Source organism: Scopulibacillus cellulosilyticus (assembly GCF_042665295.1).
In the GTDB taxonomy this organism is placed as follows: Bacteria; Bacillota; Bacilli; order Bacillales; family Sporolactobacillaceae; genus Scopulibacillus_A; species Scopulibacillus_A cellulosilyticus.
On the sequence record NZ_JBHTCO010000019.1, the window covers coordinates 16,164 to 32,807 of the forward strand.

16 protein-coding genes are annotated in these 16,644 nt (G+C 41.9%); 1 reads left to right on the forward strand and 15 read right to left on the reverse strand.

Annotation, left to right across the window (positions count from 1 at the left end; all coding sequences use genetic code 11):
* Positions 1 to 4 precede the first annotated feature (4 nt).
* From ACFQRG_RS14370 to ACFQRG_RS14385, 4 genes are read right to left on the reverse strand one after another with little or no spacing between them, the layout of a single operon-like run.
* A complete protein-coding gene (locus ACFQRG_RS14370; RefSeq protein ID WP_380967204.1) occupies positions 5 to 1,489 on the reverse strand; it encodes an aldehyde dehydrogenase in 1,485 nt (494 codons plus the stop codon).
* Positions 1,477 to 2,292, reverse strand: a complete 816-nt coding sequence (locus tag ACFQRG_RS14375) for an alpha/beta fold hydrolase (protein ID WP_380967206.1) — start codon at positions 2,290 to 2,292, stop codon at positions 1,477 to 1,479. Before ACFQRG_RS14375 ends, ACFQRG_RS14370 begins: the two co-directional genes overlap by 13 nt.
* 1 nt (position 2,293) lies before the next feature.
* On the reverse strand, positions 2,294 to 2,872 hold the full coding sequence (locus tag ACFQRG_RS14380) for an amino acid synthesis family protein (RefSeq protein WP_380967208.1): 579 nt from the start codon (positions 2,870 to 2,872) through the stop codon (positions 2,294 to 2,296).
* Between the two features lie 5 nt (positions 2,873 to 2,877).
* Positions 2,878 to 4,032: an LLM class flavin-dependent oxidoreductase gene (locus ACFQRG_RS14385; protein ID WP_380967210.1), complete on the reverse strand. Its 1,155-nt coding sequence runs from the start codon at positions 4,030 to 4,032 to the stop codon at positions 2,878 to 2,880.
* Positions 4,033 to 4,175: 143 nt separating this feature from the next.
* Here ACFQRG_RS14385 and ACFQRG_RS14390 point away from each other — a divergent pair, with 143 nt between their 5' ends.
* Positions 4,176 to 4,748, forward strand: a complete 573-nt coding sequence (locus ACFQRG_RS14390; RefSeq protein WP_380967212.1) for a helix-turn-helix domain-containing protein — start codon at positions 4,176 to 4,178, stop codon at positions 4,746 to 4,748.
* Between the two features lie 90 nt (positions 4,749 to 4,838).
* On the opposite strand, the gene ACFQRG_RS14395 is transcribed toward ACFQRG_RS14390, so the two are convergent.
* The 11 genes from ACFQRG_RS14395 to bcd all read right to left on the reverse strand — a co-directional run bounded on the left by ACFQRG_RS14395 (position 4,839) and on the right by bcd (position 16,609).
* Positions 4,839 to 5,408 carry an NAD(P)H-dependent oxidoreductase gene (locus ACFQRG_RS14395; RefSeq protein ID WP_380967214.1) on the reverse strand — a complete coding sequence of 190 codons (570 nt, stop codon included), beginning with the start codon at positions 5,406 to 5,408 and terminating at the stop codon, positions 4,839 to 4,841.
* The gene (locus ACFQRG_RS14400) at positions 5,405 to 7,105 is read right to left on the reverse strand and encodes an MFS transporter (RefSeq protein WP_380967466.1); all 1,701 of its coding nucleotides are present in this window, start codon (positions 7,103 to 7,105) and stop codon (positions 5,405 to 5,407) included. The genes ACFQRG_RS14395 and ACFQRG_RS14400 overlap by 4 nt, the downstream gene beginning before the upstream one ends.
* A gap of 342 nt (positions 7,106 to 7,447) precedes the next feature.
* Positions 7,448 to 7,798, reverse strand: a complete 351-nt coding sequence (locus ACFQRG_RS14405) for a MarR family winged helix-turn-helix transcriptional regulator (RefSeq protein ID WP_380967216.1) — start codon at positions 7,796 to 7,798, stop codon at positions 7,448 to 7,450.
* A 257-nt stretch (positions 7,799 to 8,055) separates the two neighbouring features.
* Entirely contained in the window at positions 8,056 to 8,487 is a 432-nt protein-coding gene (locus ACFQRG_RS14410; protein WP_380967218.1) for a BrxA/BrxB family bacilliredoxin, read from the reverse strand.
* Positions 8,488 to 8,596: 109 nt separating this feature from the next.
* Complete coding sequence (locus ACFQRG_RS14415; protein ID WP_380967220.1) at positions 8,597 to 9,382, reverse strand: TIGR00266 family protein; 786 nt, start codon at positions 9,380 to 9,382, stop codon at positions 8,597 to 8,599.
* Positions 9,383 to 9,580: 198 nt separating this feature from the next.
* Positions 9,581 to 10,864 (reverse strand): dihydrolipoamide acetyltransferase family protein, encoded by a 1,284-nt coding sequence (locus tag ACFQRG_RS14420; RefSeq protein WP_380967222.1) that lies wholly within the window; start codon positions 10,862 to 10,864, stop codon positions 9,581 to 9,583.
* A 26-nt stretch (positions 10,865 to 10,890) separates the two neighbouring features.
* Positions 10,891 to 11,874: an alpha-ketoacid dehydrogenase subunit beta gene (locus ACFQRG_RS14425; RefSeq protein WP_380967224.1), complete on the reverse strand. Its 984-nt coding sequence runs from the start codon at positions 11,872 to 11,874 to the stop codon at positions 10,891 to 10,893.
* 10 nt (positions 11,875 to 11,884) lie between these two features.
* Positions 11,885 to 12,877, reverse strand: coding sequence for a thiamine pyrophosphate-dependent dehydrogenase E1 component subunit alpha (locus tag ACFQRG_RS14430; protein WP_380967226.1), 993 nt, complete (start codon positions 12,875 to 12,877; stop codon positions 11,885 to 11,887).
* Positions 12,878 to 12,890: 13 nt separating this feature from the next.
* Complete coding sequence (lpdA, locus tag ACFQRG_RS14435; RefSeq protein ID WP_380967227.1) at positions 12,891 to 14,312, reverse strand: dihydrolipoyl dehydrogenase; 1,422 nt, start codon at positions 14,310 to 14,312, stop codon at positions 12,891 to 12,893.
* Positions 14,313 to 14,372: 60 nt separating this feature from the next.
* The gene (gene buk, locus ACFQRG_RS14440; protein ID WP_380967229.1) at positions 14,373 to 15,500 is read right to left on the reverse strand and encodes a butyrate kinase; all 1,128 of its coding nucleotides are present in this window, start codon (positions 15,498 to 15,500) and stop codon (positions 14,373 to 14,375) included.
* Positions 15,501 to 15,514: 14 nt separating this feature from the next.
* Entirely contained in the window at positions 15,515 to 16,609 is a 1,095-nt protein-coding gene (gene bcd, locus ACFQRG_RS14445; protein WP_380967231.1) for a branched-chain amino acid dehydrogenase, read from the reverse strand.
* Between the last annotated feature and the right edge of the window lie 35 nt (positions 16,610 to 16,644).

The following is a 16,644-nucleotide window of genomic DNA, read 5'->3' on the forward strand; positions in this document are numbered from 1 at the left end:
AAGTTTATCTCATAATAAACGGATCAGGCATTGGTTCTGCAGATGTATTAATCCAAACAGTTTTTGATTGGGTATATTCGTAAATCGATTCGTAGCCGCCTTCCCGACCGAAACCGCTTAATTTAGAACCGCCGATCGGCGCAATTGGTGAAATGCTCCGATAAGTATTTACCCAAACAATACCTGCACGAACAGCTTTGGCAATACGGTGTGCTTTGGCAACATCCTTCACCCATATGCCGGCTGCTAATCCATAATCTGTACTATTAGCAAGCTCAATGACTTCTTTTTCGTCTTTAAATGGGATGACGCTTAACACTGGGCCAAAAATTTCTTCCCTTGTTATTCGTGATTTATTATTGGTATGTTCAAAAATAGTTGGTTCAAAATACCAGCCTTTTTTACATTGTTCTGGTTTTTTTCCGCCGTAAACAATTTTTCCGCCTTCCTCGTGACCGACGGCAACATATTCTTCGACACGCTCTAATTGTGCTTTTGTCGCTAACGGTCCCATTTCGGTTTCATCAAGAAGAGGGTCACCAATTTGAATTTTCGAGACACGGTCAACCAGCCGTTCCATGACTTTATCGTAAATATCGATATGTAAAAACGCCCGTGATCCTGCGACACAGCTCTGACCGGAAGCGCCAAAGATCCCTGCAATAATCCCCATTGCCGCATTGTCAGGATCTGCATCATCAAAAACAATATTTGGTGACTTGCCGCCGAGTTCTAATGAAACTTTAGCAAAGTTTTCTGCAGAGTTGCGAACGACATGGCGAGCCGACTCTGCCCCCCCTGTGAAGGCAATCCGGTTAACAAGCGGATGAGAAGTTAAAGCATTGCCGACAGGTTCCCCAAATCCTGTGACAACATTAACGACGCCCTGAGGAAAACCGGCTTCTTCAACAAGCTTCATGAGCTCTAATAAGGATGCGGATGTGTGTTCAGATGGTTTAATGACAATTGTATTTCCTGCAACAAGGGCTGGCGCTAATTTTAATGTTGTCAAATATAGCGGTGAGTTCCATGGTGTTATCGCCGCAACAACACCCAACGGTTCTCTCGAAGAGAATACAAACATATCCCGTTTATCAATCGGCAGCACTTCACCGTGAATTTTGTCTGCTAACCCGGCATAATAGTAGTAAAATTCCGGCTGATAACTTAATTGTCCACGCATTTCCCGTATCAATTTTCCATTATCCAACGTTTCAAATTCCGCAAGTTCATCGACCCGATCAGCAATCAACTCTCCTAATTTTCTTACTAAACGCCCTCTTTCGGTATATGTCATATTGGACCATTCAGGATTTGAAAAGGCTTTGTTTGCCGCTCGAACAGCTCTGTCGACATCTTCAGCCGTCCCTTTCGCTACCTGGCACCATGGTTCACCGGTTGCCGGATTATAGCTTGGGAAGTATTCTCCGCTTACTGATTCCACCCATTCACCATTAATGTACATTCGGTATTTTTTCAATTCTGACATTTCGCAAGCCTCCTTATGCTGCTTATAAAAGAGTGAATCGTATCATTGACAATATCCGCCATTTCGATAGGTAACATATGTTTACCCTCAGGTACAATGACAATTTTTGAATGGGGTATTGCGCTATGCATTGCCTTTGCCATTTCGGGAGTGGACCCTATATCATTTTCTCCCGTCAAGATTAATGTTGGATGACTGATTTGACTAAGCATTGGCCAAAGTTCCTGGTCAGCAGCAGCAAAAAGTGTATATGCTGCCAGATAGGCGGATGGGTCATTGTTATTAAGACGTTCTCGAATCAAATTAATCGTCTTCTTGTTTTGATCAATAAATTCTTTATTAAACCATCTTGATATAGCTGGTTCGACTGTTCCCGAAGCCCCGCTTTCCTTAACCGCGGTTACACGGGATAATACACTCTTTTGCTGTTGTTCAGATCGGTTGGCAACTGCACTCATAACCGTAAGCGTCCGCACCTTTTCCGGATGCATAATTGCCATTGCTTGCGCTACCATACCGCCCATCGAAAAACCAACAATGTGGGCGCTTTCAACTTGTAAAACATTCATTAGTGCAACTAATTGATTAACAAATTGGGAGAGGTTATATGGAGCGGGAGGTTTATCAGAACCTCCATGTCCCAACATATCATAAACAATCACCCTATAATATTTCGATAAAGCATCCACTTGTTTTGTCCACATTGTGTGGTCCATGCCGACTCCGTGTATAAGAATGACGGGTTCACCATGACCTTTTTCTTCATATTGAATGATTTGCTTGTGACATGTTGCCATAGGCATATCACACAAGCCCCATTTCTTTCATATCTTGATGGCGGTTACCTGTCCGCGGGTGCGGGCGTCCGCCTGTTGATGCTCCAATCGCGACGACTATTTCATCAGCACGCGGTGCATCAGGGATGTTAGTTTCAAAGGTAATATAATGAGATCGCTGGGATTCATCTGTTTTATGTACCATTGGAATAGTAATAGAAGTACCTGCGCCCCCCCGCTTATTTGTAAAGCTTAAAATACTGGTTCCTTTAACGGCATCACGATATTTATTTCCAAACTTTAATGTGTGTATATAGGCAGAAGCATGTTCGATTTCGCCATCAACACCAACGACAGCGGCTTTCCCAAATGCTTCTACGTCGTCTGGTGAACCGACAACATTCAGCAGTTCTTCAACTAATAAAGTTCCTAATTCCGGGGCATAAGCATCGATTTCCGGCTTTAAATTCTCTACAAAACCTCTTCCTGCCCATGGATTTTTAATAACTGCTATCGCTGCTACCATCTTAACTGGATTGTCAACTTTTTTTCCGCCTTCAATAAATGTTTTCTCCATAACTGTAAATACTTTTCTAACTTCTAACATTCTCATTACCTCCAATTTAATTGAATAGATTTATCTTCAAATTTTGGCATAACTTCTTCTGTAAAAAGCTTCAAACTGCGCATAATCTTTTCATGTGATAATCCATTATGATTTATCCAAAGCAACAAGTTTTGTAAATTAAGTTCTTCTTTTAACTCTTGTATCTTCTCAGCAACATATTCTGGAGTACCAAACAATAGATTCCGCGGGTGTAAGAAGTCATATGTTAATTCTTGTCCGGGAGCAACTTCTTCGCCTGGATCCATTAAATTTCCAAGCCCTCTCCAGTGGCAAATCCACCGGTAATTATTTAAAACGGCTTCTGCTGCATCTTCTCTTGCCTGTTCCATTGAATCAGCAACGTAAATATCTCTAACTAAAGCAATGCCATCACCCAGTTCGACTTGCTTGCCTTGTGTTTTGGAAGCAGTCTCTCTGTATAGTTCAAAACGCTTCTTAAGTTCTTTAATTGTAGGCATCCAAAAGATACCTTTTATACCTTGTTCAGCAGCCCTCTTAATAGAACGAGGTGAATCAATGACTTGCCAAAAAGGAGGATATGGCTGCTGATATGGCCTTGGCATAAGAGCAATTTTATTAATTTCCCCTTTTTCCATATCCATGAAATCTGATGACGCCGGGCTCATTGGGTGGCTCCACTTTAATCCTTCCGGCGGGAACTGATAAAATTCTCCCTTATGCGAGAAGAAACGGTTTGACAGCGCTTTCTTTAATATCTCAAATGTTTCTTCAAAAATGGCACGGTTTTGTTCCTGATTCTTAGGATCAGCCAGCGTATTTAAATTAGCAGCTTCCCGTCCATATAAACCGCGAGCCAGACCAATATCGACTCTCCCTCCGCTTAACTGATCAAGCATGGCTATATCTTCAGCTAAACGCAACGGGTGCCAAAACGTAATCACGTTTGCCGCTTGACCAATTCTAATATTTTTAGTTCGGGCAGCAATATCGGCGCCGATTAGGATCGGGTTTGGAATTAATTCATTTCCTTCGTGTCCAAAATGATGTTCTGTATACCAAATTGAATCAAAGCCATTTTCATCGCAATATACAGCTTGCTCTCTTGCCTCTTCCAAAACTTTATCAAATTCATTATGCCGTCCAGGCCCGGCAAGATTTGCAAAAATACCAAACTTCATAGAATCTCAACCCCTCTTCATAAAGTGATTTTTCTGATATACTTAAAGCATATTAAGTTAGAGTTAATTAAGTATTTGTTAATTAAGTATAAGTGAATTATAATTATTTCTGACAATTTAGTCAAGGGGGAATTTTAATTATTATGGATAAAAACCAAAAAAAAATTGGAGAGCAAATAAGGAAAATTAGGGAATCGAAAGGCATAACTATTAATTATATTGCTAAAAAGACTGGTTTCACTTCAAGCTTTATCAGCCAATTCGAACGAGGATTGACAAAAGCTTCTATCGCTTCTTTGCAAAAAATCACAAATATATTAGATGTTCGTCTATCTGAACTATTTGATCAAGATACTGAAGATAGTTCACTCAATGAACTAAACCCTGTTATTATACGAAAATCGAACCGGCGCAAATTAGCCTATCCTGACGAGAAAGCGGTTGATCAATTACTTACAGGGTCAGGCGGGAAATTAGAAGTCACTTATAGTAAAGTCGAGCCAAACGGGGGCAGTGGAGAGCTCTATTCACATGATATCGCTGAAGAATGTATTATCGTGCTGAAGGGGCAAATGGAGATTACTGTTGGCGAAAATAAATATACATTAGACGAAGGGGATACGATCACTTTTTCAAGCCGAATTCCTCATGGATGGAAAAACATTGGTACAGAAGCATTAGAATTAATTTGGATTGTCACTCCTCCTACTTATTAGAGGATGTTTATATATTCCATAGTCAATATGAAAAAAGCACCACCCATATTTAATATGTGTGATGCTTTTTTACTGACTTTTAATCTGTGGTTATCTTGATAATTGAGGTGTACTTTCTCTGCCTTTTACTAATGTATTTGTGATATTGGCAACATGTTCTCCAAGAGCTTCACCCAATGCGAGACCTTTTTCAAAAAGTGAATTTCCCAATACATCATTGGCATCTTCTATCGGAGATGTTACACCTACGCCATAATAACTGCCGTATAATGCATTTTCAGGAATATTCGCTGGTAATCCGACGACCATCATTCCTTGGTGAAGCATTGGCGTAATTAAGTTAAGCATCGTAGCTTCAATGCCGCCATGGATAGTAGCTGTTGTACAGAAAACAGCACCTACTTTGCCGATGAGTTCGCCTTTAGCCCATAAGTAGCCAAGCTTGTCGATCCATTCCTTTAAACCTGAGCTGATGGTGCCAAAGTGTCCAGGGCAACCCCAGATAATAGCATCCATTTCTGTCAGATCTCTCACATTTGCTTGGTTTACGTGACTTAAGAAAACTTTCGCTCCTTCAACATTACGTGCCCCTTTAGCAATTGATTTAGCCAGCCGTTCAGTGTGGCCATCTTCACTATCATAAACGATGTAAATATTCATCGTTTTACCTCCTTCATTTTACGGTTAATTGTACGCATAGCTTCCCGAAATTCTTTATCTCCGCCAAAAGACTGAACCTCGGAGTGCTGAGCGTTTTGTTGAATTTTTCTTATAGCATCTCGAAATTCTTTATCATTGTTTATTTGTTCATTTATTTGTTCGTTAGCATTCCCAGCTTTGATATTTTCACGAAACATCTTAAGCGCCTTCCGGTAATCTGAATCATTTAAATATTCTTCATCACTATTAGAAGGATGAGCCGGCATTTGGAATTCCTTAATTGCTTTGCGGAAATCTGCATCTGCGCTTTTTTGTTGATTAACCGTACGAGTGTTTACCGTATGTTGATTTACCGCACTTGGAAAATACCTTTCCTCCTGAAAAGCGGTAACTGCTGTTTGATCCATATGGTCAACTTCACCAAATTGCTCAGATATGCTTTGCTGAGAGACAAAAGCTGGCTCAGGTTTAGGCTGTGCTTGAGCAGCAGGCTTAGGTTGTGCTTGAGCAGCTGCTTGCTGTGCAGAATGAGGATTATCCAAAAATTTCTTACCTGCAAAAGCCACACAAATTGAAAGAAGAAATGCAACCGCAGCAACATAGAAAGAAATACTTGGTTCAAACCACTCAGCAAGTTTACCGGCAAGAAAAGGTGCAATAGCCCCGCCGATAAAACGTAAAAAGCTGTATGCAGCTGATGCAGTTGAACGTTCAACAGGCGAAACTTCCATAACAAGAGTTGTAACCAAAGTACCATTAATACCAAGGAATGCACCTGCAATAATAACGAGCGTCGCAAGAGCTGTACGGGCTTGCATATGGATGCCGAGTATATTTATAACAGACGAATGAGTTTGTAAAATAAGACCCATCGCCAGCATAACCAGCAATAACAGCAAGAGCATCCAGCTCATCGTTCGGCGCACATTAAAGCGCCTTTGCATTATTGGTGCGATAAATACTGAGGTAATTGCCATAAATACACCCCAGCCAAAGAACACCCATCCGAGCGCATGGATGCCCATGTGCAAGACGAATGGCGTATAACCTAACAGTGTAAAGAAGCCGTAATTATACAAGAAGGCTGTAAAGCCCATTGTTAACAAACCGCCGTGACGCAGTGCCTTAATCGGATCCGCTACAGAAGTCGTTTTTTCCGGCTTAGGCAGTTTAGGAAGAAAAATCGATAAAAAGATAAATCCAATAAGCATAAGAACAGCGACGCCAAAGAATGGTCCGCGCCAGCTGATGCCGCCTAAGAGACCTCCGACAAGCGGTCCAACCGACATACCTAATCCGAGCGCTGCCTCATAAAGAACAACAGCTCCGGCTGTCCCCCCTGTTGATACCCCAACGATTGTAGATAGAGCAGTCGCAATGAACAGGGCATTACCAAGTCCCCAGCCTGCACGGAACCCAACAATAGCACCAACAGTATTGGACATACCAGCTAAAGCTGAGAACACAATGATCAATATAAGTGCAATAAGCAACGTCCACTTTGCTCCGATACGGCTTGAGACCGCACCAGTGATTAACATCATAATGCCTGTAACTAACATGTAGCTGGTGAATAGCAATTCAGTCTGGCTTGCTGTTGCATGCAGACTTTTCGCAATAGACGTTAAGATCGGGTCAACTAATCCAAGACCCATGAATGAAATAACACAGGCGAAACATACGGCCCACACAGCCATCGGTTGTTTGAAACTGATTTTATGACTATCAGTGTGTTCCGACGGTTGGGGTGTTGTAGTATGAGATGTTTCTGTTTGTTGCACCCCGAAAACCTCCTTTGATATTTAAAATTATTAAACTAGCAAATAGACATATCAACTTACAAATAAACAAAACTTGGCTGATACCAAGCTTTAGGCGCCGGCAGCAGCCTAGTTGCCGTTATACTAAGTACTTAAAATTGACTTCTGCGTCGAGTTGACAACATTGCTGTCAATTTATCCTTTCCTTACGTACAAAAAGAAGAACCGATGCGCTAATCAGCTCACGGTTTCATCTCCTTTCTATTGTCACCTGAAAGGTTATTCAAATAATTTTCGGCAAAGCCTTTCAAATTCAATTAATTCTTCAGGGGTAAGCTTCTTGTAATAATGTTTGAGCACATCATTTGTAGCTTCTCTAAGATCAAGAAGGTATTTTAATCCTTTATCAGTAAGAGCTACTTTTACGACACGGCGATCTTCGTCCGATCTCAATCGTTCTACAAGATTTATTTTGTGTAAACGATCAACAAGAGACGTCGCTCCTCCTAAAGAAATCTGCAAGTGATCAGCGACTTCGGACATTTTCAATGGACCGTAATGTTCTAATATTTGCAGCAGGTGGGATTGAGATCCTGTCACTTCGACGTTAATTTGCTTACGTATATCCATACGTACGAGCCTTATTGCCGCGATAAAAGGATTAACAGATGAATAAATGGATTCCCTTGTTATAATAAATCCCCCTTTTTTAAATCACTGATACTATCCTAACCTAAATAGTAAGGTGATGTCAATAGTTTAACTATGTAAAGTAAATATTTTTATTATCCCCTTTAATATTTCATATTAAATAAGTAATGATTTGTTCTAAAATTGGGCATTAAAAAACTGTTTACAGTTGTGTAAACAGTTTTTTAAACATTAGCTTATGAACAATGCTCATCAAAAAGTTTTTCTATTTTATTAGCGACTTCCATCGGCTCGTAACCTTCAATTTCGTGACGTTCAATCATTTGAACAATTTCGCCGTCTTTTAATAAGGCAAAGGAAGGTGACGATGGCGGATAACCTGTAAAATATTCTCGGGCGCGTTCCGTTGCTTCTTTGTCTTGTCCGGCAAAGACAGTAACGAACTGGTCCGGTTTATGATAACAGTTTGCAGCATATGCCGCCGCAGGACGGGCAACGCCTCCGGCACATCCGCATACGGAATTAATCATGACAAAAGTAGTCCCTTGTTTTTTTAAGGCTTCATCCACTTCATCGGTGGTTTTTAACTCCTTATAACCTGCTTCAGTAATTTCACGGCGAGCTGTGTTCACAACGTCATTCATGAAAATATTAAAATCCATGCTCATTTTACTCACTCCTCAAAAATTGCTTGTCAGCCTAGGTTAATTGTAACTTGAAATAACCTAAAAAAACAAATAAATAAGATTCAACTCTCCAGTTTGTGCAATAATACTTTTACTTGCCATCGATGAAATCAAACAATCCGCCTAAAACGCTGCCTTCATCTCTGCTTCCCCCCGGCACTCCCGGCATTGCACTAAAGACACGGCTGGCGAGCCGGCTGAACGGCAAAGATTGCACCCAAACAGATCCCGGGCCGCGAAGCGTTGCAAAAAACAGGCCCTCACCGCCGAATAAGGCAGTTTTAACCCCTTTCACAAACTCTATTTCATATGAAACATCCGGGGTCATGGCAACTAAACAGCCCGTATCGATACGAATCATTTGTCCCGCTTCTAAATTTACTTCTTTCATCGTTCCGCCGGCATGAACAAACGTTAAGCCGTCCCCTTCGAGTTTCTCCATGATAAAACCTTCGCCGCCGAAAAAACCGGTACCTAATTTCCGTTGAAATTCAACACCAACAGATACCCCTTTTGCTGCGCATAAGAAAGCATCTTTTTGACAAATAATTTTTCCGCCAAGGAGCGACAAATCCATTGGAATAATCTTTCCCGGATACGGGGCAGCAAATGAGACGTGCTTTTTACCGGCAACACGATTAGTAAAAGCGGTCATAAAAAGACTTTCACCCGTCACAAGCCGCTTTCCTGCCCCAAACAATTTCCCCATAAAACCTCTTTGGCTGCCGTCGCCAAAAATCGTCTCCAGTTCAATGCCGTCATCCATCATCATGAGAGCGCCGGCTTCAGCGATAGCCGTTTCATCCGGATCCAGTTCAATTTCAACAAATTGCATATCATCGCCATAAATTTTGTAATCTATTTCATGGTTGTTCAAGGACAGCCCTCCACATCCAATTTTGAGATATGTAAATCTGTAACTTCATTATAAGACAATCAATCCGGGGGGAAAAGATCATAAATAAATGTTTAACTTATTAATCTCAGGGTATACATCTATGTAACCCACATCTTAAGCACCTTTTACCCCTATTATTTTTTAAGGCAAACCATAAATGGTTCGCCTTTATTTTTATTAATATATTGATGTATTATCTTCAGATATATTCTCAAGGATTTCTTTTACACGGGCTAAGAAACGGCCTGCTACTAATCCATCAAGCACACGGTGGTCAAGAGACAAGCATAAGTTAACCATATCCCTTACGGCGATCATGCCATTATCCATGACAACCGGGCGCTTTACAATTGATTCAACAGAAAGGATAGCCGCTTGCGGATAATTAATAATCGGCTGAGACAGAACTGAACCAAATGACCCTGTGTTATTCACTGTAAAAGTACCGCCTTGCATATCATCATTAGTCAGACGATTGCCGCGTACTTTTGCTGCAAGTTCATTGACACCTTTAGCCAAGCCCTTTATGCTTTTTTCATCCGCGCCCTTAATGACAGGAACGTAAAGTGCTTCATCAGTGGCAACTGCGATAGAAATATTAATATCTTTTTTCTCAATAATTTTATCGCCTGCCCACATTGAATTAAGACGAGGGAATTCTTTTAAACCTTCAACGACGGCTTTAATAAAGAATGGCAAGAAAGTTAAGCTGTAACCTTCTTTATTTTTAAAATCATTCTTCACTTTATTTCTGTAGTTAACAAGGTTTGTTACATCAACTTCAACCATCGTCCAAGCATGGGGAGCTTCGTGCTTGCTGCGCACCATGTTGTTGGCAATCGCTCTGCGGACACCATTTACCGGAATTTCAATATCCCCTTCAGCGACAGGGACTGATACAGGCTGCGTTGTTTCTTTCTTAGCTGACGGCGCAGGTTGTTGTTTTTCCGGCTTAGGCGCTTCTTCTTTTTTCTTTTCTTCAGGTCTCGGTACGTTGCCGGATTCAATGAGTTTAAGAATATCTTTTCTCGTGATGCGCCCGCCTTTACCGGTACCTTCAACACGTTCTAAATCAATATTATTTTCCTGAGCCAGTCTTAATACCGCCGGAGAATATCGTTTCTTCATACTTGAATCTTTTTCAACGGATTCTTCCTGAATATTTTCACTCTCAGCTTTAGCGGCTTCGTTTGTATTTTCAGCGGTATCATTTCCTGCTGCTTCAGTTTCGATATAGCACATAAGGTCGCCGACTTCGAGTGTTTCACCTTCTGATGCAACAATTTCTTTTATGATACCTGTAAATGATGAAGGAACCTCTGCATTTACTTTGTCAGTTGTTACTTCTACAATCGGATCATATTTCTTAATTTCATTACCGGGTTCAACAAGCCACTTGCTTATTGTACCTTCTGTAACACTTTCGCCAAGCTGCGGCATTGTAATTTTTTCTGTTGCCAAATCAATAACCTCCTATCTGCTAACCTTTAAAATTCAGCGAGTTCTCTAATCGCTTTTTCAACTTTTTCAGGATTGATCATGAAAAATTTCTCCATAGGCGGTGCATATGGCATCGCAGGGATATCTGGTCCGGCAAGGCGCTGAATCGGCGCATCTAAATCAAACAAACATTCTTCTGCAATGATTGCCGAGACTTCGCTGATGACACTGCCTTCTTTATTATCCTCTGTGACAAGCAGGACTTTACCTGTTTTCTTGGCGGCTTCTATAATCGCTTCTTTATCTAATGGATAAACCGTTCTTAAATCTAAAATATGAGTAGAAATCCCTTCATTTTCTAATTTCTCCGCTGCTTGAAGGGCAAAATGGACGGCCAATCCGTACGTGATAACCGTTACATCGTCGCCTTCACGCTTAACGTCAGCTTTACCAATAGGTAATGTATAATCTTCTTCCGGTACCTCGCCTTTAATTAACCGGTAAGCACGCTTATGTTCCAAGAAAAGCACTGGATCGTTATCCCGAATGGATGCTTTAAGCAAGCCTTTGACATCATAAGGCGTAGAAGGCATAACGACTTTCAATCCCGGTACATTACTAAAAATGGCTTCAATAGATTGAGAGTGATAAAGCGCGCCGTGAACCCCGCCGCCATAAGGTGCGCGAATCGTTAATGGCACATGCCAATCATTATTTGAACGATAGCGAATTTTCGCAGCTTCAGATATGATTTGGTTAACAGCCGGCAGAATAAAGTCTGCAAATTGAATTTCAGCAACAGGACGCATGCCATACATGGCGGCACCTATTCCAACACCTGCAATCGCCGATTCCGTCAGCGGTGTGTCCATCACACGGTTCTCTCCAAATTCTTCTATAAGCCCGGCTGTCGCCCGGAAAACACCGCCGCGAACACCAACGTCTTCGCCTAACACAAAGACATTCTCATCTCTTGCCATTTCTTCTTTTAACGCTTGTGTAACCGCATCAATATATGAAATAACAGCCATATGATCCCTCCTATTCCTCGTAGACATATTTCAGTGCGGATTCTGGGGCAGCGTACTCTGCATTTTCCGCATAATCAGTGGCTTCATCAACAATATTCGCGATTTTATCATTAAATTCTTTTTCTTTTTCTTCAGTTAAAAGGCCAATTTCTTTTAAATAATCGCGGAAGGTGAATAAGCCATCCTTTTTCTTAGCCTCTTCAACTTCTTCCCGTGTCCTGTATGTACGATCGTCATCATCACTTGAGTGCGGTGTCAGACGGTAAGATACCGTTTCAATCAGTGACGGCCCCTCACCTCTTCTTCCCCGTTCAGCCGCTTCTTTAACGACTTCATAAACGGCCAGCGGGTCATTGCCGTCAACCGTTTTACCGAACATGCCGTAACCGGCGGCCCGGTCAGAAACATTTTCACAGGCCAATTGTTTCTTAACTGGGACGGAAATCGCATACTTGTTATTTTCACACATAAAAATAACTGGCAGTTTATGAACGCCGGCAAAGTTGGCTGATTCATGGAAATCTCCTTGGTTTGAAGAACCCTCACCAAATGTTGATAAGGTAACAATATTTTCGCCCTTCATTCTGCCTGCTAATGCAGCACCGACCGCATGAGCGACTTGAGTCGTCACTGGAGATGATTGGGTCATAATACGGTTTTTCTTTTGGCCAAAGTGTCCGGGCATTTGTCTGCCGCCCGAGTTAGGATCTTCTGCTTTTGCAAAACCGGATAACATAAGGTCTTTCGCTGTCATTCCAAAGGCAATGACCAAGCCTAAATCGCGATAGTACGGAGCAATGACATCTTTTTCGCGATCGAGTGCAAAAGCGGCGCCTACTTGAGCAGCTTCTTGCCCTTGACATGAAATAACAAACGGAATTTTACCGGCGCGGTTAAGCAGCCACATCCGTTCATCTATTTTTCTTGCCAGAAGCATCGTTTCGTACATTTCCAAAACGGTTTCGTCCGATAATCCTAATTTTTCGTGACGGTTATTCGTCATACTTCTAACCTCCCTATGAATGAATGGCTTTGCCATCAACAGCTAAAGCCGCTTCACCTATAATTTCAGATAATGTTGGGTGAGGATGAATAGTTTCACCGATTTCCCACGGTGTTGCGTCAAGTACCCGTGCAAGAGCAGCTTCAGAGATTAAGTCAGTAACATGAGGGCCAAACATATGGACGCCGAGGATATCGTCTGTGTTTTTATCAGCAATCATTTTTACAAATCCGTCTGCTTCACCGTAGACTAACGCTTTGCCTATAGCGTTAAAGGAGAATTTGCCGATTTTAACATCATAGCCTTGCTGTTTTGCTTCTTCTTCTGTTAAGCCAACAGCGGATGCCTCCGGACGAGTATAAATACAACGGGCCACTTGTGTATAATCGATCGGCGCGGGATTAAGACCGGCGATATGTTCAACTGCTGTTATCCCTTCGTGAGAAGCAACGTGTGCCAACTGGATACCCCCGATACAATCACCGATGGCATAGATATGGGATTCAGCCGTTTGATAAAACTCGTTAGTTTGAATGGCGCCTTTTTCTACTTTAATGCTTGTGTTCTGCAGGCCAATATCCTCTGTATTGGCTTGACGCCCAACGGATACAAGAATTTTATCAGCTTGATATGTTTCTTCTTTCCCGTTTATTTCAGCTTTAATTGTGACATGTTTGCCTTTTTCAAGCGTTTCAGGCAACACTTTAGCACTTGTCTCTATCTTAACGCCCTTTTTCTTCAACTGGCTTTGCATTTCTTTGGAAATATCTTTATCTTCTGTTGGAACAAGACGATCAGCATATTCTAAAACAGTAACTTCAACGCCAAAATCCGAGAACATCGAAGCCCATTCTACGCCAATAACGCCGCCGCCGACAATAATTATTGATGATGGCAGCTCAGTTAATAAGACAGCTTCATCAGAAGAGATGACTTGTTCACCGTCAATTTCCAGACCTGGAAGTGTACGCGGACGGGAGCCTGTAGAAATGATGACATTTTGCGGTACAAGCATTTGGTTTTCATCACCATTATTCATTTCTACTGAAATCGTTCCAGGCATCGGTGAAAATATTGAAGGACCCAAAATTCGGCCGTAGCCTTCGTAAACATCAATTTTCCCTTTTTTCATTAAGTATTTAACGCCGTTGTGAAGCTGGTCAATGACGGCTTTCTTTCTTTCATGAACTTTTTCATAGTCTAAGCTCACATCTGACGTCATCACGCCGTATTTTTCGCCTTCTTTTGCGGTGGCAAATACTTCAGCACTTCTTAGCAGTGCTTTACTTGGAATACAGCCCCGGTGCAAGCATGTTCCGCCAAGTTCACGAGCTTCAACGACGGCTGTTTTGAGTCCAAGCTGGCTGGCCCGGATAGCGGCAACATAACCGCCTGTGCCGCCGCCAAGTATAACTAAATCATAATTTTCTGCCATGCGGATATAACACTCCTTTAAAAGTTGCCAATTAGTCCAGTGATTATTTATGAAGACTATTTATAGCTTTATTGTTTGAGCCGGCTTAGGGCTTGCCGGATAGACTTTGGCTTGTTCTTCTTCACGAAGTACACGCAGCGTCCCTTCAACAAGGGCCTGTAATTCGTCTTCTCCGGGAACAACAATAACGTCAGCGATCCAGTCTATTCTTTTAGTAATTGCTTTAACAAAATCTTTTCCGTACGCAAGCCCCCCTGTTAAAACAATCGCGTCCATTTTCCCCTTAAATACAGTGCTTGCGGCTCCTATTTCTTTTGCGATTTGATAGGCCATGGCATCATACACTAACGCCGCATATTCATCGCCATTTTCAATCATTTCTTCAACTTTTACCGCATCATTTGTATTTAAGTAACCGACAAGTCCGCCTTGCCCAACCGCTTTCTTCATTATTTCATCGACATAGTATTCGCCTGAATAGCACATAGAAATGAGGTCTCCGACGGGAATTGTTCCGGCTCTTTCAGGTGAAAAAGGCCCTTCGCCATGAAGTCCATTATTAACATCAATGACCCGTCCGTGCTTATGGACTCCGACAGTAACACCGCCGCCCATATGAGTAACAATAAGATCAAGCTCTTTATAGTCTTTACCCAATTGTTTTGACACCCGACGGGCAACCGCTTTTTGGTTTAAAGCATGGAAAATACTTTTTCTTTCAATTTCAGGAAAGCCGGAGATTCGGGCAATTGGTTCCATTTCATCAACAACAACAGGGTCGACAATAAAAGAAGGAATGTTCAGCTGTTGACCGATCTCATAAGCGAGGATTCCGCCAAGGTTAGATGCATGCTCACCGCTGTAACCGGCACGGAGATCTTCAAGCATCTTCTCATTAACCGCATAAGTTCCGCCTTCTATCGGTCGTAATAAACCGCCGCGGCCAACAACTGCACTAAGATGAGAGAGATTTAATCCCTCTTCATCCAGCGTTTCTAATATAGATGTTTTCCGCATTTGATATTGATCAATAATTGTCTCATAATCTGTTAGTTCGCTCGCATCATAGCGGATTGTTTTTTCAAAAATTGGTTGTTCATCACTGTATACAGCGATTTTTGTTGAGGTAGATCCTGGGTTAATAGCCAAGATACGATACTCGCTTTGTTGCAACGTTAACCCCTCCATGATGAATTCGTGTCTTAGCGGCGGCTTAAAGCATGTTTACCGTTTTGCAGGAATGTGCTGCGAGTGTTTTTCATTGATTCAATGCGTTCTTCAGCTAAACGATCCGCAGCTTTATAAGTAGGAATGTTATCACGTTTTGAAATTTCATAGATACTCAAAAGACTATCGTAGAGACCTTCAACCTTCTTCATTGCCCGTTCGTGGTTATAGCCTAACAATTCATCAGCAACATTAATAACACCGCCGGCATTAATCACATAGTCCGGTGCATAAACAATGCCGCGTTCAAAAAGGATATCGCCATGTTTGTCATCGAGAAGCTGGTTATTCGCAGAACCTGCAACCATTTTCGCTTTAAGTTTCGGAAGGGTTTGGTCATTTATGACAGCGCCTAAGGCACAAGGTGCAAAAATGTCACAGTCAACACCAATAATGTCATCCGGATCAACAGCCTTAGCACCGAACGCTTCAACAGCTCTTTGAACTGCTTCTTTATTTATATCAGTAACAATTAAGTTTGCACCCTCTTCGTGAAGATGTTCACATAAGCTGTAAGCAACATTGCCGACGCCTTGAACAGCAATCGTTTTTCCTTCAAGGGAATCAGATCCAAACGCATGCTTGGCAGTTGCTTTCATGCCTTTATAGACACCGTAAGCAGTTACAGGAGAAGGATTGCCCGATGAACCGAATGCAGGTGAAATACCAGTGACAAAATCAGTTTCTTCGTGAATGATATCCATGTCCTCAACTGTAGTACCTACATCCTCCGCAGTTATATAACGGCCGTTTAGTCCTTGAATAAAGCGGCCTAAAGCACGGAACATTGCTTCGTTTTTGTCTTTGCGCGGATCGCCAATGATGACTGTTTTACCGCCGCCAAGATTCAGTCCTGCTGCAGCATTTTTATAAGTCATTCCGCGGCCAAGACGAAGCGCGTCTTCAATAGCAGCATCTTCTGAATCATAATTCCACATTCTTAATCCGCCAAGTGCAGGTCCTAGCGTTGTATCGTGAATAACGATAATTGCTTTCAAACCAGATTGTTTATCTTGACAAACGACCATTTGCTCGTAATCGTATTTCTCCATATAGCTTAAAATTTCCATGTGAAATTGCCTCCCTGTGATAATCGTCATGTTTT

Coding starts and splice junctions, on each gene's coding strand:
- ACFQRG_RS14380 (WP_380967208.1), bottom strand. CDS start 2,872: ATGTTAGAAGTTAGAAAAGTATTTACAGTTATGGAGAAAACATTTATT.
- ACFQRG_RS14385 (WP_380967210.1), bottom strand. CDS start 4,032: ATGAAGTTTGGTATTTTTGCAAATCTTGCCGGGCCTGGACGGCATAAT.
- bcd (WP_380967231.1), bottom strand. CDS start 16,609: ATGGAAATTTTAAGCTATATGGAGAAATACGATTACGAGCAAATGGTC.
- buk (WP_380967229.1), bottom strand. CDS start 15,500: ATGGAGGGGTTAACGTTGCAACAAAGCGAGTATCGTATCTTGGCTATT.
- ACFQRG_RS14375 (WP_380967206.1), bottom strand. CDS start 2,292: ATGCCTATGGCAACATGTCACAAGCAAATCATTCAATATGAAGAAAAA.
- ACFQRG_RS14400 (WP_380967466.1), bottom strand. CDS start 7,105: ATGGCTGTGTGGGCCGTATGTTTCGCCTGTGTTATTTCATTCATGGGT.
- ACFQRG_RS14410 (WP_380967218.1), bottom strand. CDS start 8,487: ATGAGCATGGATTTTAATATTTTCATGAATGACGTTGTGAACACAGCT.
- ACFQRG_RS14405 (WP_380967216.1), bottom strand. CDS start 7,798: ATGGATATACGTAAGCAAATTAACGTCGAAGTGACAGGATCTCAATCC.
- ACFQRG_RS14430 (WP_380967226.1), bottom strand. CDS start 12,877: ATGACGAATAACCGTCACGAAAAATTAGGATTATCGGACGAAACCGTT.
- ACFQRG_RS14390 (WP_380967212.1), top strand. CDS start 4,176: ATGGATAAAAACCAAAAAAAAATTGGAGAGCAAATAAGGAAAATTAGG.
- ACFQRG_RS14425 (WP_380967224.1), bottom strand. CDS start 11,874: ATGGCTGTTATTTCATATATTGATGCGGTTACACAAGCGTTAAAAGAA.
- ACFQRG_RS14370 (WP_380967204.1), bottom strand. CDS start 1,489: ATGTCAGAATTGAAAAAATACCGAATGTACATTAATGGTGAATGGGTG.
- ACFQRG_RS14395 (WP_380967214.1), bottom strand. CDS start 5,408: ATGAATATTTACATCGTTTATGATAGTGAAGATGGCCACACTGAACGG.
- lpdA (WP_380967227.1), bottom strand. CDS start 14,312: ATGGCAGAAAATTATGATTTAGTTATACTTGGCGGCGGCACAGGCGGT.